This window comes from Celeribacter marinus (genome assembly GCF_001308265.1).
GTDB lineage: Bacteria > Pseudomonadota > Alphaproteobacteria > Rhodobacterales > Rhodobacteraceae > Celeribacter > Celeribacter marinus.
In genome coordinates this window covers 327199-341697 of sequence record NZ_CP012023.1, presented here as the reverse complement: position 1 = coordinate 341697, position 14499 = coordinate 327199, and the positions used below count along the sequence as shown (strand labels likewise).

Genomic DNA, 14499 nt, shown 5'->3' with positions numbered 1-14499 from the left:
GCCCGCCTCCGCCTGTGAAGTGATCGCGCATATAGAAGCGTTTTTGGCCCTGTGCAAGCCCTGCACGACGAATAGCGGTTATTTCAGGTGTTTTCACCGTAAAAAGCGGCTGTCTGCGCCAAAGCGCACGCCATCTCTTGCCAAACGGTCAAAAAACGCCGACTTGTGGCGTATGACACAACATCCTGACATCCTTTGTATCGGGTCCGTTCTTTGGGACATCATTGGCCGCTCTGACCGCTCGATGAGGGTCGGATCGGACGTGCCCGGACGCATTGTGCGTGTGCCGGGCGGTGTGGCGATGAATATTGCCATGGCCCTGTCACGCTTCGGACTTGCGCCGTCCGTGCTCACGGCCGTTGGGCGGGATGCCGAGGGCGATGAATTGATCGCGGCGGCCACCGTGCGCGGGATTGAAACCGCTCATGTCTACCGCTCCGACGATTTGCCCACCGACACCTATATGGCCATCGAGGGTGCAAACGGGTTGATCGCGGCGATTGCCGATGCCCACTCGCTTGAGGCGGCAGGTGACAAAATTTTGCGCCCGCTCAAAGATGGACGCCTTGGCTCTGAGCACGCCCCCTATTGTGGTCTTGTTGCGCTGGACGGCAATCTGACCACGGAATTGCTACGCGATATTGCCCGTTCGCCGGTCTTTGCCTTGGCCGATCTGCGTGTGGCCCCCGCCTCACCGGGTAAGGCGGAGCGGTTGATGCCCCTGCTCACACATCCCAAAGCTACGCTGTACGTCAATTTGGAAGAGGCCGGCCTTTTGGCGCATCGCGCCTTCGACAGTGCGGCCGATGCTGCGACAGCATTGGTTGAACTCGGCGCGCACCGTGTCCTCGTCACCAATGGTGGCCACGATGCGTCATTGGCACGCGCTGGTCATCTCATTACCCAAACCCCACCCGAGGTTTTGGTGGCCCGCGTCACCGGTGCGGGCGACACGTTTATGGCCGCGCACATCGCGGCCGAGCTGCGCGGCGCAAGTGATGAAGCCGCATTGACCCAAGCGCTACAAGCCGCTGCCCACTATGTTTCTGGAGACACACCACTATGACCACCCTGCCCCTGACCTATTCGCCCGAAGTTGCCACGGCCCTCAAAGCGGGCGCTCCTGTTGTGGCCTTGGAGAGCACGATCATCACCCACGGGATGCCCTACCCTCAAAACGTCGAGACCGCGCAGATGGTCGAGGCCGATGTGCGCGCCGCAGGGGCCACACCTGCGACCATCGCGATTTTGAACGGTGTCTTGCATATCGGACTGACGGACGCGCAACTCACCGAACTGGCCCAAGCCACGGACGTAATGAAAGTGTCGCGCGCCGATATGCCGGTATGTATCGCCAAAGGGGCTACAGGGGCCACAACCGTTGCGGCAACCATGATTGCGGCGCACATGGCGGGGATTTCGGTCTTTGCAACGGGCGGGATCGGCGGCGTTCACCGCGGTGCCCAAGAGACATTCGATATCTCCGCCGACCTGTTGGAGCTGGGCGAAACGCCTGTGACCGTGGTTGCAGCCGGTCCCAAAGCCATTCTTGATATCCCCAAGACGCTCGAAGTGTTGGAAACCCACGGCGTGCCGGTGATTGCATATGGTCAAGATGCGTTACCCGCTTTTTGGTCGCGTGAGTCCGGTATTACCGCCCCGCTGCGCCTTGATGATCCTGCATTGATCGCCAAATCCGCAAAGACGCGTGCGGCCATGGGCCTCAAGGGCGGTCAACTGGTCGCTAATCCAATCCCGCTGGCCGACGAGATCACACGCGACATTATCATGCCCTACGTAGAACAAGCCCTCGCAGAGGCCGAGGCCCAAGGCATCGCCGCCAAGGCCGTCACCCCGTTCTTGCTACAGCGCATGTTCGAGTTGACCGAAGGCCGTTCCTTGGTCGCGAACATCGCCTTGGTGCGCAACAACGCGCGCCTTGCTGCACAAATTGCGGTCGCTTACGCCCTTTGAGGCGTGCGATAGCGCGAAAGACACGTTAAATCGCGCGCCGTTTACTTGTGCATTCTCGCTTTGCTGCCTAAGTTCAACTCAACAGGCCTGCGGTTGACCCGCACGGCCCCTTAGGCAGCGAGCGACACATCTAAATGAACAATCCCTTCGAAGAGGATATCCTCCCAAAACACCGTCGCAGCGGCTTTTTCGGGTGGTTGCGCTCGTCGTTCCTGACGGGTCTTGTCGTCGTGGCCCCCATCGGGCTTACGGCCTATGTGATCTGGACCGTGATTGGCTGGGTTGACGGATGGGCGCTTACGTTTGTACCGCTGAAATTCCAACCTGAACAATATATCGGCATCAATCTACGCGGTGTAGGCGTCATCATCTTTTTGATGTTCACGATCATCGTTGGCTGGATTGCGAAAGGCCTCGTGGGGCGGTCGTTGTTGCGCTTTGCCGAGGGTCTTGTGGATCGCACACCCGTGGTGCGCTCGATCTATAACGGGGCCAAACAGATTGCGGAGACCGTATTTGCGCAAACGGAAACCTCGTTTGATGAGGCGTGTTTGCTAGAGTACCCGCGCAAGGGCATTTGGGCGATCGGGTTTGTGTCGACAACCGCCAAAGGCGAGATTGCCAAACGCACACCACAGCAAGAGGAAATGGTGTCGGTGTTTGTGCCAACAACGCCCAATCCCACGTCCGGCTTTCTACTCTTTTTCCCGCGGTCTGATCTCATCACGCTTGATATGACGGTCGAAGATGCGGCGAAACTGGTGATCTCTGCGGGTCTGGTCTATCCCAACCCGAAAAACCCGAGCACTCCAGCCCCTGCCCCGAAATCAAGCACGTAAACACGCCAGTGTCATGCTAATGTCATGGCCTCAATTTCATGTGCCATGTCTTCGGCCAATGCGATCACATCCTCGTCGGGTGCACCGCGCGCCAGCTCAAGCCTGAGTGCCGAAATGTTGGCCTGATACCGCCGTGCAAGGCGGTCAGGGTCAGACGACTGTGACAGTGCGCCTTGGGCAATGGCCTGTGCGAAACAGCTTTTGAACTCCTGATGCATCGCGCCGAGGTATTCACGGGCTTTTGCGACAATTTCAGGGTCGGTTGTGCGGGTGTCGATGAGGGTTTTTGTCACCATACAGGCTTGGCGGGCTTTGTCGCTTGGATCCAGATTTGCGAAGGTGCGAAAATGATTGGCCAATCCAGTGAGCGGTGTGTCGGCGCGCGCCATGGCGGCACGAAAACTCGCACGCGAGGCCTCGAAATACCGCGCCAATGCCAACAGATATAGGTTTTCCTTGCTGGTGAAGGCCGCGTAAATACTACCCGGTTTCATGTGTAGCCCCGCCTCAAGATCCTTGAGCGAGGTTGCATGATATCCTTTGTCCCAAAACAGCGCCATGGCCGCATCAAGGGCGGCATCGCGATCATAGGCGGCTGTACGTGCCATAGCGTGTCCTTTCATGCGGCGCGGATTGTGCGCACTAAATCGGGTCGAGTGAGGCAGCCCGCACAGGCGCGCGGACCGCCAAGATGGTTATGCGCCGGCTTTTTGCCAAGCGAATTTTTCAAACACTTGATCCACGGGCGTTTGGGCAAAGTGGTTTGTGTAGTTTGACATCACCTTTTGCGACACGCCCAAGATCACTTCGAGGATGTGACGTTGGGTGTAACCGGCGTCAAGGAACGCTTGTGTCTCAGTCTCATCGACAAAACCACGATTGCGCACAACACTCACGGTAAAGGTGCGCAACGCTTCAAGTTTGGCGGTTGGAAGCGGCGTCTCATTGCGCAGAGCCTCGGTGATGGCGTCATCGACCTTCATCATTTTGGCAATCCCTGTGTGAGCAGGCACACAGTAGTGACAATCTTGCTCAACGTTCACCGACTGCCAGACAACTGTCTTTTCTTCGGCGTCGAAACTCGTGGCCAGAAATTGCGCGTGGGCAAAATGATAGGCGGCCAAGAGCGCAGGCGCTTCGGCCATAACGCCGTGTAGGCCCGGAACGCGTCCGACCGCCTTGAACGAGGTTTCAAGGCCCGCTTTGGACTCGTCGGGTGCGCTTTCGATGGTGTGAATGGTAAAATCGGTCATTGGGTGTTCTCCTGTGCGTGTTTGCGTCACAGGGGATTTAGGGATATTTGAGTGATCACTCATGGCTGAATTTGAGCGATCACTCAAACGTGAGCGTTCATCCGAGATGAGACGAAAAAGGCCACGATGCGCGGTGCACCGTGGCCAATTCGTTAGAGGTTTAGGGCTCGCACGCCGCATGAGTGGCCCGCGCGCCCTGCCCGCTCGGTTTTAGTTGTACAAAGATGGCAACCAAAGCGACACAGCCGGCACATAGGTGACCAACAAAAGTGCTGCCAAAATCGCCAGATAGAATGGCCAAATGGATTTGAGCGCCTCTTCGATCTTAATTTTGCCCACGGCGCAGCCGACGAACAAACAGGTTCCAACGGGTGGTGTGCACAGACCCAAACCAAGGTTGATCAACATCATAATCCCGAACTGGGTGGGATCCATGCCAAGGCCAACGGCAATCGGCAAAAAGATCGGCGTACAGATCAAGATCAACGCAGCCATGTCCATGATCATCCCGAGGATCAACAAAATGATGTTGATCATCAACAAGATCACAATCGGATTGTCGGAGATCGACACCAAGAGATTGCTGAGCTTTTCAGGGACTTGGTACAAGGCCAACAGATACGCAAACGAGCTTGCGAATGCGATCAGGATCATCACCATTGCGGTGGTGCGCACAGCGCCGACCACGGCCAGTTTGAACGCGGACATGCTCAAGCTGCGGTAGTAGAAGCGTGTGAGGAACACCGCGTAAAGCGCACCAAATGCACCGGATTCCGTGACCGTGAACACACCCGATAGCGTGCCGCCAACGATGATAACCGCCGTCATGAAACCGGGGATCGCATCGGCAGAGGCCCGACCAACCGCGCGCCAACCCGGAAACGGCTCGGACGGATAGTTGTGCTTGATCGACAAAATATAGGCTGCAATGGCCAAGCTGACACACATCAAGATGCCAGGGATCACACCCGCAAGGAACAGCTTGGACACGGAAATGCCCCCGCCCGCCGCTACGGCAAAGATGATCATATTATGGCTTGGCGGGATGACGATACCCGCGATAGATGAGGTCACGGTGACGTTCACCGCAAAATCAGGTCGGTACCCGCGTTCTTTCATCACAGGGACCAAGAGCGATCCAAGGGCCGAAATGTCGGCAACGGCCGACCCGGAGATGCCCCCGAACAGCATGCTTGAAAAGATGTTGACCATCGCCAAGCCGCCTTTGAGGTGGCCAACCAAGGCCGAGGCCAATTTGACCAATCGCGAGGCGATCCCGCCGTGCAGCATGATCTCGCCCGCAAACACAAAGAACGGAATGGCGAGGAGCGAAAAGACAGTGACGCCCGCCGTGGCGCGCTGGAACGTAATGAGCATTGGAAAGCCCTCGAACCAAAACGCGGAGGCCGCTGCAATTCCCATGGCGAACGCAACCGGAAAGCCGATCACAACACCGACGCCAAAGACGCCTAATAAAATGGCCAATCCCATGTTTAGTTATCCTTGTAAGCGTCGTCAGGCGACCACGCCCGAAATTTCAAAATACGCACTGCGGCGCGCGTTCCGGCGAACATCAACGTAAGTGCGCCGCACGAGGTAATCGCAAGGGTGCGAAAGCTCTCGGGGATATCGAGCATCGGCAGCAGCGTCGACCAGCCGAATTGCATCAACGATATGCCTGCGATGAGCATGATGGTGCCAAAAGCCGCCAAGATCAGATCAATGACGATCATCACAACCTTTTGCGCGCCAAATGGCAGCATTTCGCGAAACAGCGTCACACCGATATGGGTGTCTTCCTTGACCCCCGCGGCGGCGCCCAGAAACGCGATATAACAAATGAGAAGGAGAGCGAGTTGTTCCACCCATGTCGGCGTGACATTGAGTACATAACGCCCAAAGACGAGCCACCCGAAAGTGGCAATCAAAACAATCAGCGCGATTGACGCGACCAACAGGCATAACGCGCTGATACGATCGAGTGCGCGTTCAAAAAAAGTAAGGACTGGGGATGCATGCGACATGTGGGCCTCCGCATAGCGATTGGACTGGCAAAAGATGAAACCAAAAGGCCCGCTTGCACTTACACAAACGGGCCTCTTAGAGATCAAAGCCGGATTAGTCGGCGTTGCGGATCATGTCGACAAGGCCAGTTAGATCTGGGTTGTTGGCAAGAAAGCTCTCGTAGACCGGAGCCATAGCCGCCTGAAACGGTGCTTTGTCAGCGATTGTGTTCACTTCTGTGCCACCGGCCTTAACCGTTTCCATGCTCTTGGCTTCGCGTGCGGCCCAAAGTTCGCGCTGAAGAACAGCACTCTTGTGACCTGCATCTTTGAGAATTTCCTGCTGATCAGCAGTGAGTTTTTCCCATGACTTCAAGCTCATGCAGAGACATTCAGGAATGATCAGGTGCTCGGTGAGCGAGTAGTATTTCGCAACTTCAAAGTGGTTGGTCGAGTCGTAGGATGGCGGGTTGTTTTCCGCACCGTCAACAACGCCCGTCTTGATCGACTGATACACCTCGGCAAACGCCATTGGTGTCGCGTTGCCGTCCATGGATTCAACCATTTTCACGAACAGATCGTTGCTCATGACACGAATTTTGAGACCTTCAACATCGGCAGGCGTGTTGATCGGACGCACGGAGTTGTAGAACGAACGTGCACCAGCGTCATACCAACCTAGTGGCACGATACCTTTGGCTTTCATGCCTTCGCCGATTGCGTCGCCGACTGCGCCGTCCATCAACTCATACATCTGTGGGATGCTTTTGAAGATGAAGGGCAAGGACACAACGTTGGTTTCAGGGATCGACTGACCCATTGGGCCGAGGCTGAATTCACCAAAGTCGATGACGCCGAGGCGGATCTGTTCGATTGCGTCTGGCTGGCTACCCAAAACGCCGTTGTGGTAGGTTTTGCCTGTCACGTCACCGTTGGTGCGCTCGGCAACTTCTGCCATGAACGAATCCATTGCGATGGACACAGGATAGTCCTCGACGTGGATGTTCCAGCCGCGCAGTTCGACCGCGCCCGCTGTTGTTGCAGCTGTACCAGCCAATACGGCACCAAGTGCCACTTTTTTCATTCCGCTTAGAAAACTCATTTTGATCCTCCCTGATCAATTAAATGGCGGCAATGCGACCCGTCTTGCGGAGGTCTCCACGCTCCGAGTCGCTGCTCACGCAAATACTAGTATATTAGTATAGTTGGCCTGTCAAAATGAGTCTGACTTTTGGCACGCGGCGAAGCACGGATTACGGCCTAATATGATGATTTAAATGGGTATATTTATGGTTGCGGGCGCGGATTACCCGATGCGTGCATACAATTGCCCCGCCGCATCCAACATCGCGTTGGTGCAAATCCGCCGATCGCGCGGCCAACCAAAGACCGCCTCTTGCGAAGCCGCCCCTAACAACACCGCGCTATCGGGTCATGCTTCGAAATAGTTGCTTTGTTGCTCGATGATGGCCTCGATTGTCGCGTCAAGGCGCGACAAGTGCATCATGCCCACCTCGACCGCGCCATCGGCGTTGCCCGCCTGAACAGCGGCGGCAATGGCCACGTGATCGGCCAGCAGGTCCGGCATACGGTCCAGTTTGGACAGACCCAAGAGGCATAACCGGTCCACTTTGGCCTTCTCAGCTGAAATGACATCAAAGGCAAACGCGACCTTTGCAATGTCACATAAGGTCTGGTGGAACTCATAATCCAACACGCCAAATTCGATATGATCGCCCGCGGCCACAGCGGCGCGTTGTTGATCCAGACAGTCCTCGAGCAAAGCCGCCTCGGCCGGACCACATTCACGCGCCGCGCGCCGCAGCACTTCGGATTCGACCGCGGCACGGATAAAACGGGCCTTGGTGATCGCATGGAGAGAGAAGCGCTTCACCTCTGTTGCCTTTTGACGCCGGATTAAAACCAGATCCATGTTTTCAAGGCGGCTAAACGCATCGCGCACCGGTTGGCGTGACACACCAAAGCGCGCAGCGATATCAGCTTCGGAAATTTTTGTACCCGGCAAGAGGCCAAGGGATGTGATCTCATCGTAAAGATGGTCAAAAATAATATCCACATTTGTGCGGCTATCACGTGTTTGAATGATCGGTTCCATGTCTCGCATCCTTTAAGTCGGTGTCTCTTAGCTCAATCTCTTATAAAGTTCTAGTTGTGCATATGTGTTCATACGATGACGCGTAGGGTCGCGCCGCTTTGTGCACGTACCCCGCATGCGTGGAGCGTCTTTGTCACATTTACAACTAGTATCCCTGTTTCGTTACTAGTATACCAGTTTTTGCAATTTAGACGAATCCCATCCCCGCGCACCGCGTTCGGATCAAACATCCGCACCCCCGTGGGACGATATCAGAGCAAATGAACGCAGGAGAATGCGCATGACACTTCAGGGCAAAACAGCAATCGTAACGGGCGCAGGACGTGACATTGGTCGCGCATGTGCCGAGCGTCTCGCACAAGCAGGCGCAAACGTTGTGCTCAACTACTTCTCAAGCAGCGAAGGCGCAGACGCCGCCGTGGCTGCCATCACTGCCGCAGGCGGTAAAGCGGTGGCCCTTCAGGGCGATCTCAACACCCAAGAGGGTGTAGACGCGTTGGTTGCCAAAGCCGTATCCGAATTTGGCGGCGTTGACATTTTGGTCAACAATACCGGCGGCCTGATCGCGCGCAAAACCATTTCCGAGATGTCTCTTGAGCATTGGAACGCGGTGATGGACCTCAACCTGACAAGCACGTTCTTGATGGTCAAAGCCTGCCTTCCCCACCTTAAAAGCGGCGCAATCATCAACCTCGCGAGCCAAGCGGGTCGTGACGGCGGTGGCGGCGGTGCCATTGCATATGCCACATCCAAAGGTGCGGTGATGACGATGACTCGCGGTTTGGCCAAAGAGCTTGGTCCCGATGTGCGCGTTAATGCCGTTTGCCCCGGCATGATCGACACCGATTTCCACAACATCTTTACAAAGCCGGAAGTGCGCAAAATTGTTGAGGGGGCCACCCCATTGAAACGCCAAGGCACGTCCATGGATGTTGCCAATCTGGTGACCTATCTCGCCAGCGATCAAGCGGCGTTCATCACCGGTGCAAACCTCGATATCAATGGCGGCATGTTGTTTAGCTAAAACGACACGGCGCGCTGTCATGGCGCGCCGTATCACTCTGTAGGACTTACAAAAAGTCGTCGCGCCGTGGCGTGAAGCAATCGATCAATGTGCCAGGCTCCAAACACACACAGCCATGCACGGCCTCGGTCGGAATGACAAAGCTGTCACCTGCGGCCACCTCCGTTTGCTCATCGCCAACCGTGAATCGGAACCTCCCGCTTTCGACAAACGTCGATTGAATATGCGGATGATGGTGCAACGCACCTTCGGCACCCACCGCACCAAACCGAAAGGCCACGACCATCAAATCAGGATGATCCGCCAAAACCTGCCGCGTGACATCCTCGCCAGTCGAAACAACGGGAAGTGTGCTCATCGGGTGTTTTCCTTTTTATGAGACAAAATAATGAACGGTAGTATACTAGTCTCAATTCAATCAGGAAAGCCATCAACGTGATGCCCGCCCTATCCTTTTTGCAGCTACCCCAAACAGAAATTGACCACGCTCCAGACACACAGGTGCGGTGACCTCCGCCACCTCACATAATCCATCTTCAGAACAGGACGCCTTATGCCAAACCCACAACCCGCCTCCGCGCTGCCCCTCAACGCCGATACACTGAGCCGTCTCAAAGGGATCAGCACCGCGACAGTTGCCACCTTGCTCTACAAAAAGGGCTTTAAAACCTGCTACGTTCAAGGTGTCATGCCCCTCAACCCTGACAGCCCGCGCATGGTCGGACCAGCGTTTACTCTGCGCTACATCGCGGCGCGCGAAGACACCGATCCAATTGAGGCGTTTCGCGAGCTTGATCATCCGCAGCGTGTGGCGATTGAAACTTGTCCTGAGGGCCATGTGTTGGTGATGGATTGCCGTCAGGATGCAACAGCGGCCTCCGCAGGCTCGATTTTGTTGACCCGCCTTCAGGTGCGCGGCGGTGCCGGTGTTGTCACAGACGGTGGTATTCGCGATGCCGCAGGTGCCGCCAAACTGGATATGCCGGTGTTTGCGGCAAAGCCATCCGCCCCGACCAATTTGACCAAACACCACGCCATCGACATTGATGTGCCGATCAGCTGTGGCGGTGTTGCGGTCTACCCCGGTGACATCGTCCTTGGGGACGCAGATGGCACGATGGTTATCCCCCGCCACCTCGCCAATGAAATCGCCGACGAAGGCGCACCGATGGAGCAATTCGAGGATTTTGTGCTCGAAGAGATCTTGCGCGGCGTGGCCGTCATTGGTCTGTATCCACCAACAGATCCCGATACATTGACCCGTTTCGAGGCATGGAAAGCGGCGCAGAACGCCTAAAACCACTCCTTGGCTTTACGAGTGATCATCAAGGCGGCGCATGGTGTCTTGATGATCACGGGCCTTGATGACACTGGCCACTAACGTTGGGCCTGTTGCCAGTCGGGTGCGATCCATGTGTCGACCGCTTCGCGCGGCAATGGAGTGTGTCCAAGGATATGATCCGCCGCCTTTTCGCCGGTCATAATCGAGGGCGCATTCAGGTTGCCGTTGGTGATTTGCGGGAAAATAGAGCTGTCAGCCACACGCAACCCGTCAACGCCAATCACCCGACATGTCGGATCGACCACGGCCATTGGATCATCCGCCGCCCCCATCCGGCATGTCCCACACGGATGATACGCACTTTCGGCGTGATCGCGGATAAACTCATCTAACTGCGCATCTGTTTGCATCTGCGCCCCCGGTTGGATTTCACAGCCTCGATACGGCGCAAAGGCCTCTTGGCCAAAAATCTCGCGTGTCAGGCGTATACAGGTGCGAAAATCGCGCCAATCCTCGGGGTCGGACATATAGTTGAACACGATCTTGGGCGCGTCATCTGGATTGCTCGACGTGAGTGTAACCGCCCCGCGTGATGGCGAGCGCATTGGTCCGACATGGGCCTGATACCCGTGGCCTTCAGCAGCAGCTTTGCCATCATAGCGCACTGCAATCGGTAAGAAGTGGAATTGAATATCGGGATAGGCAACCCCAGCCTTTGAGCGGATAAATCCCGTGCTCTCGAACTGGTTGGATGCCCCAACGCCACGGCGCGTAAACAGCCACTGCGCCCCGACAAAGGCTTTGCCCAACAAGCTCCAGTATTTGAACAAGGATACAGGTTTTGTCGCGGCCTGTTGGATGTACAGCTCCAAGTGATCTTGGAGGTTTTGACCAACCCCCGCACGGTCCGCGACCACGTCAATACCATGCTCTTTGAGATGTGCCGCCGGACCGATCCCTGACAGCATCAACAGTTTGGGCGAATTGATGGATGAGGCAGAGACAATGACCTCGGCGTCCGCGTTTATGATCTCGATCTTGCCTTTTCGCGCAACCTCGACGCCAATTGCACGCCCGTCCTTTATCACAACCTTGCGGGCAAACGCGCGCACCACTTTGACACGGCCCGTGGCGATTGCGGGTTTGAGATAGGCTTTATACGCCGACCACCGCGTGCCGTTGTGAATCGTCGCCTCAAACGGGCCAAAGCCCTCTTGTTGTGCGCCGTTGTAGTCGTCGGTTCTGAGGTAGCCCGCCTGAACGCCCGCCTCGACAAAGGCGGTAACGAGCGGGTTGTCGCGTGGCCCGCGTGAGACATACAGCGGGCCGTGCGTGCCGCGCCACGCCGCATCCCCGCCGTGCCCGCCCGCATCCCAATTCTCCATGCGTTTGTAATAGGGCAACACATCGGCAAAGGCCCATCCATCTGCGCCCATATCCGCCCAAGTGTCAAAATCACGGGCATGTCCGCGCACGTACACCATACCGTTGATGGAGGACGATCCCCCCAACACTTTGCCGCGCGGCGTGGCCATTTTGCGCCCGCCCAAATGCGGTTCAGGCTCACTCTCGAACCCCCAATTGTACCGCGACATACTCATCGGATAGGACAAGGCACCAGGCATCTGGATAAACGGCCCCGCATCCGTGCCGCCGTGTTCAATCACGATCACGGATTTTCCGGCCTGCGCCAAACGATATGCAATGGCGCAGCCCGCAGAGCCTGCGCCAATAATGATGTAATCCGCGTGCATATCAGCCCCCTTAAAACGCCGCTTCGGTGTCGTTCATCCCGACGTAGACGGTTTTTATCTGGGTGTAGTGTTCAATCGCCGCTTTGGAGTTTTCACGCCCCACACCCGAGGCTTTGACGCCCCCGAATGGTGCCTCGACGGGGGTGAGATTATAGGCATTGATATAGCATGTGCCCGCCTCGAACGCGGCCGCAACACGGTGTGCGCGCGTGAGGTCACTGGTGAACACGCCCGCCGCAAGGCCAAATTCGGTGGCGTTGGCGCGCGCCACGACCTCCGCCTCCTCATGAAAGCGCAGCACGGACATCACAGGACCAAAGATCTCTTCGCGCGCAATACGCATCTCGTCCGTGACATCGGCAAAGAGTGCAGGTTCGATGTAGAAGCCGTCACCGTCCAACATGGCCCCGCCTTTGACAAGGCGCGCGCCCTCCTCACGGCCCGCTGTTATATAGCCCGCGACGATCTCGCGTTGGCGCGCCGAGACCATCGGGCCAACGGTGGTGGCCTCATCCATCGGATCGCCAATCACTGCGCCGTCCATGCGCTGCGCCACGCGGGCCACAAAGGCATCATAGATTGCATCGTGAACGAAGACGCGCGTACCGTTGGAACAAATCTGTCCGGTCGAGTAGAAATTACCATTGATCGCGGCGGAGACTGCATTTTCAAGGTGCGCATCATCGAACACCACAATGGGGGATTTGCCGCCAAGTTCCATGGTAACGTGGCGTATTCCGTCTGCGGCTGCGGCGTAGACCTTGCGCCCTGTCGGGACCGATCCTGTGAGGGACACTTTGGCCACGCGTGGGTCTGTCACCAAAGCCGCGCCCACGTCTCCCGCGCCTTGGAGCACATTGAACAGACCGGCGGGTGCGCCCGCCTCCATCAGAATTTCCGCCAGTTTGAGCGCGGACAGTGGCGTCATCTCCGAGGGTTTGAACACAACCGCATTGCCGCATGCCAGCGCAGGTGCGGCTTTCCAACTGGCAATTTGAATGGGGTAGTTCCACGCGCCCAACCCGACACACACGCCCAAAGGTTCGCGGCGTGTATAGACGAAATCCCCGTCCGAAAGTGGGATATGCTCGCCCGTTAATGTGCCCGCAAGCCCACCGAAATACTCAAGCGCATCTGCGCCAGACGCGGCATCCGCAACAAGTGTCTCTGAGAGAGGTTTGCCCGTATCATGGGTTTCAAGGTGTGATAGCTCACGATTGCGCTGCCGCATGATGTCGGCGGCATACCGCAACACGCGGCCCCGCTCGGTGCCTGATCGCGCGGCCCACTCCACCTGTGCCGCTTTCGCACTCGCAAGGGCTTCGTCAATCAACGCAGGTGTGGCGGCATGTACCGTTGCAATCACCGCGCCCGTATGTGGATAGATCACGTCAATGCGTGCGCCATCGGTATCTTCAACGTAGCGTCCATTAACGAAATGGCTGGCGGTGGGTTGGTAGGTCAATGTCATGCGTGCTCCTGTGGCCCCGCAAGGGGCGCCATGGGGTCGGGATCGACGTGTTCGATCGAGATATCGTCATTTTCGTGGACTTCGGTGCACTCGGCGGCAATGGCGCGCAAAATGTGGTGCGAGCCTTCGGACCCGTCAGGATCAGATGCAATGAGATCGCGCGCAGGCATCGACTTGGTATCAAGGGCATAGCGCAGATATAGCCCGTCAATCAGTCCCGCAATGCGGCGTGCCACATCGGGTGCGCGCTCTCCCACCTTTGGCCGCAAGCCGTACACAAGGTTGGAATGCAACCGGCGGTGATAGACGTACAAAAGGCGGCGCGCCGCATCAGAGCGCAGCGCCAAGGCGTAGAAATTCACCCATGCCGAAATCGCCTCGCGCCGAAAACTCGTCATCCCAAAACTGGCATATGCAATCGCCTCTAGGCGTTCATCCGGTGTTTTGGTGTCTTTGAGGGCCGTGCGCACATCCGCGCCGTACCCACTCAGAATGGAACGCATCGCGGCCAAGAATAGCCCCTCTTTGTCGCGAAAATAGTGAAACGCCAAACCGGGTGAGACGCCTGCACTTTTGGCAATCTGGCTTGTGGTCACATTTAACGTGCCAGTTGCGCCGATTTCGCGGATAGTGGCGGCAATGAGGTCTGCGCGCCGTTCTTCTTCGGGTTTTCGGGCCATGTCACACTTTCGGATTGGGGCACATGTGCGTGACAAAGCAGGCAGCACCATTGCGTGGTTGCTTTTCTAAAATATGCGCTTATTAATTGACTCGTCAATCAAT

At 56.8% G+C, this 14499-nt stretch carries 16 protein-coding genes; 6 read left to right on the top strand and 10 right to left on the bottom strand.

Features of this window, described 5'->3' with window-relative positions:
* The first annotated feature begins 172 nt into the window (after nt 1-172).
* From IMCC12053_RS01650 to IMCC12053_RS01640, 3 genes are all read left to right on the top strand, one after another.
* Complete coding sequence (locus tag IMCC12053_RS01650) at nt 173-1066, top strand: PfkB family carbohydrate kinase (protein WP_062220740.1); 894 nt, start codon at nt 173-175, stop codon at nt 1064-1066.
* The gene (locus IMCC12053_RS01645; protein ID WP_177205490.1) at nt 1063-1974 is read left to right on the top strand and encodes a pseudouridine-5'-phosphate glycosidase; all 912 of its coding nucleotides are present in this window, start codon (nt 1063-1065) and stop codon (nt 1972-1974) included. Before IMCC12053_RS01650 ends, IMCC12053_RS01645 begins: the two co-directional genes overlap by 4 nt.
* Before the next feature lie 134 nt (nt 1975-2108).
* Nucleotides 2109-2813, top strand: a complete 705-nt coding sequence (locus IMCC12053_RS01640) for a DUF502 domain-containing protein (RefSeq protein ID WP_062215083.1) — start codon at nt 2109-2111, stop codon at nt 2811-2813.
* A gap of 11 nt (nt 2814-2824) precedes the next feature.
* Here IMCC12053_RS01640 and IMCC12053_RS01635 read toward each other — a convergent pair whose 3' ends face one another.
* From IMCC12053_RS01635 to IMCC12053_RS01615, 5 genes are all read right to left on the bottom strand, one after another.
* Complete coding sequence (locus IMCC12053_RS01635) at nt 2825-3421, bottom strand: TetR/AcrR family transcriptional regulator (protein ID WP_062215082.1); 597 nt, start codon at nt 3419-3421, stop codon at nt 2825-2827.
* An 87-nt stretch (nt 3422-3508) separates the two neighbouring features.
* Nucleotides 3509-4066, bottom strand: coding sequence for a carboxymuconolactone decarboxylase family protein (locus IMCC12053_RS01630; protein ID WP_062215081.1), 558 nt, complete (start codon nt 4064-4066; stop codon nt 3509-3511).
* A gap of 210 nt (nt 4067-4276) precedes the next feature.
* Nucleotides 4277-5557 (bottom strand): TRAP transporter large permease, encoded by a 1281-nt coding sequence (locus IMCC12053_RS01625; protein WP_062215080.1) that lies wholly within the window; start codon nt 5555-5557, stop codon nt 4277-4279.
* A gap of 2 nt (nt 5558-5559) precedes the next feature.
* A complete protein-coding gene (locus IMCC12053_RS01620) occupies nt 5560-6090 on the bottom strand; it encodes a TRAP transporter small permease (protein ID WP_062215079.1) in 531 nt (176 codons plus the stop codon).
* Between the two features lie 94 nt (nt 6091-6184).
* Nucleotides 6185-7171 (bottom strand): TRAP transporter substrate-binding protein, encoded by a 987-nt coding sequence (locus IMCC12053_RS01615; protein ID WP_082389006.1) that lies wholly within the window; start codon nt 7169-7171, stop codon nt 6185-6187.
* A gap of 175 nt (nt 7172-7346) precedes the next feature.
* Between IMCC12053_RS01615 and IMCC12053_RS15675 the strand changes: the two genes are divergently transcribed.
* Entirely contained in the window at nt 7347-7517 is a 171-nt protein-coding gene (locus IMCC12053_RS15675) for a hypothetical protein (protein WP_156320724.1), read from the top strand.
* On the opposite strand, the gene IMCC12053_RS01610 is transcribed toward IMCC12053_RS15675, so the two are convergent.
* Nucleotides 7502-8185 (bottom strand): GntR family transcriptional regulator, encoded by a 684-nt coding sequence (locus IMCC12053_RS01610; protein ID WP_062215077.1) that lies wholly within the window; start codon nt 8183-8185, stop codon nt 7502-7504. The two genes, IMCC12053_RS15675 and IMCC12053_RS01610, sit on opposite strands and share 16 nt — an antisense overlap.
* A gap of 280 nt (nt 8186-8465) precedes the next feature.
* On the opposite strand from IMCC12053_RS01610, the gene IMCC12053_RS01605 reads away from it, so the two are divergent.
* The gene (locus IMCC12053_RS01605; RefSeq protein WP_062220734.1) at nt 8466-9209 is read left to right on the top strand and encodes an SDR family NAD(P)-dependent oxidoreductase; all 744 of its coding nucleotides are present in this window, start codon (nt 8466-8468) and stop codon (nt 9207-9209) included.
* A 46-nt stretch (nt 9210-9255) separates the two neighbouring features.
* Here IMCC12053_RS01605 and IMCC12053_RS01600 read toward each other — a convergent pair whose 3' ends face one another.
* Nucleotides 9256-9567 (bottom strand): cupin domain-containing protein, encoded by a 312-nt coding sequence (locus IMCC12053_RS01600; RefSeq protein WP_062215076.1) that lies wholly within the window; start codon nt 9565-9567, stop codon nt 9256-9258.
* A 195-nt stretch (nt 9568-9762) separates the two neighbouring features.
* On the opposite strand from IMCC12053_RS01600, the gene IMCC12053_RS01595 reads away from it, so the two are divergent.
* Nucleotides 9763-10506, top strand: coding sequence for a ribonuclease activity regulator RraA (locus IMCC12053_RS01595; protein WP_062215074.1), 744 nt, complete (start codon nt 9763-9765; stop codon nt 10504-10506).
* 80 nt (nt 10507-10586) lie between these two features.
* Here the strand turns inward: IMCC12053_RS01595 and betA are convergent, their stop codons facing one another.
* From betA to betI, 3 genes are read right to left on the bottom strand one after another with little or no spacing between them, the layout of a single operon-like run.
* Entirely contained in the window at nt 10587-12245 is a 1659-nt protein-coding gene (gene betA / locus IMCC12053_RS01590) for a choline dehydrogenase (RefSeq protein ID WP_062215072.1), read from the bottom strand.
* A gap of 10 nt (nt 12246-12255) precedes the next feature.
* Complete coding sequence (gene betB / locus IMCC12053_RS01585; protein ID WP_062215070.1) at nt 12256-13716, bottom strand: betaine-aldehyde dehydrogenase; 1461 nt, start codon at nt 13714-13716, stop codon at nt 12256-12258.
* Complete coding sequence (gene betI, locus IMCC12053_RS01580) at nt 13713-14396, bottom strand: transcriptional regulator BetI (protein WP_074906214.1); 684 nt, start codon at nt 14394-14396, stop codon at nt 13713-13715. The genes betB and betI overlap by 4 nt, the downstream gene beginning before the upstream one ends.
* Between the last annotated feature and the right edge of the window lie 103 nt (nt 14397-14499).

Coding starts and splice junctions, on each gene's coding strand:
- IMCC12053_RS01635 (WP_062215082.1), bottom strand. CDS start 3,421: ATGGCACGTACAGCCGCCTATGATCGCGATGCCGCCCTTGATGCGGCC.
- betA (WP_062215072.1), bottom strand. CDS start 12,245: ATGCACGCGGATTACATCATTATTGGCGCAGGCTCTGCGGGCTGCGCC.
- IMCC12053_RS01630 (WP_062215081.1), bottom strand. CDS start 4,066: ATGACCGATTTTACCATTCACACCATCGAAAGCGCACCCGACGAGTCC.
- IMCC12053_RS01645 (WP_177205490.1), top strand. CDS start 1,063: ATGACCACCCTGCCCCTGACCTATTCGCCCGAAGTTGCCACGGCCCTC.
- betI (WP_074906214.1), bottom strand. CDS start 14,396: ATGGCCCGAAAACCCGAAGAAGAACGGCGCGCAGACCTCATTGCCGCC.
- IMCC12053_RS01620 (WP_062215079.1), bottom strand. CDS start 6,090: ATGTCGCATGCATCCCCAGTCCTTACTTTTTTTGAACGCGCACTCGAT.
- IMCC12053_RS01615 (WP_082389006.1), bottom strand. CDS start 7,171: ATGAGTTTTCTAAGCGGAATGAAAAAAGTGGCACTTGGTGCCGTATTG.
- IMCC12053_RS01625 (WP_062215080.1), bottom strand. CDS start 5,557: ATGGGATTGGCCATTTTATTAGGCGTCTTTGGCGTCGGTGTTGTGATC.
- IMCC12053_RS01605 (WP_062220734.1), top strand. CDS start 8,466: ATGACACTTCAGGGCAAAACAGCAATCGTAACGGGCGCAGGACGTGAC.
- IMCC12053_RS01610 (WP_062215077.1), bottom strand. CDS start 8,185: ATGGAACCGATCATTCAAACACGTGATAGCCGCACAAATGTGGATATT.
- IMCC12053_RS01600 (WP_062215076.1), bottom strand. CDS start 9,567: ATGAGCACACTTCCCGTTGTTTCGACTGGCGAGGATGTCACGCGGCAG.
- IMCC12053_RS15675 (WP_156320724.1), top strand. CDS start 7,347: ATGGGTATATTTATGGTTGCGGGCGCGGATTACCCGATGCGTGCATAC.
- betB (WP_062215070.1), bottom strand. CDS start 13,716: ATGACATTGACCTACCAACCCACCGCCAGCCATTTCGTTAATGGACGC.
- IMCC12053_RS01595 (WP_062215074.1), top strand. CDS start 9,763: ATGCCAAACCCACAACCCGCCTCCGCGCTGCCCCTCAACGCCGATACA.
- IMCC12053_RS01650 (WP_062220740.1), top strand. CDS start 173: ATGACACAACATCCTGACATCCTTTGTATCGGGTCCGTTCTTTGGGAC.
- IMCC12053_RS01640 (WP_062215083.1), top strand. CDS start 2,109: ATGAACAATCCCTTCGAAGAGGATATCCTCCCAAAACACCGTCGCAGC.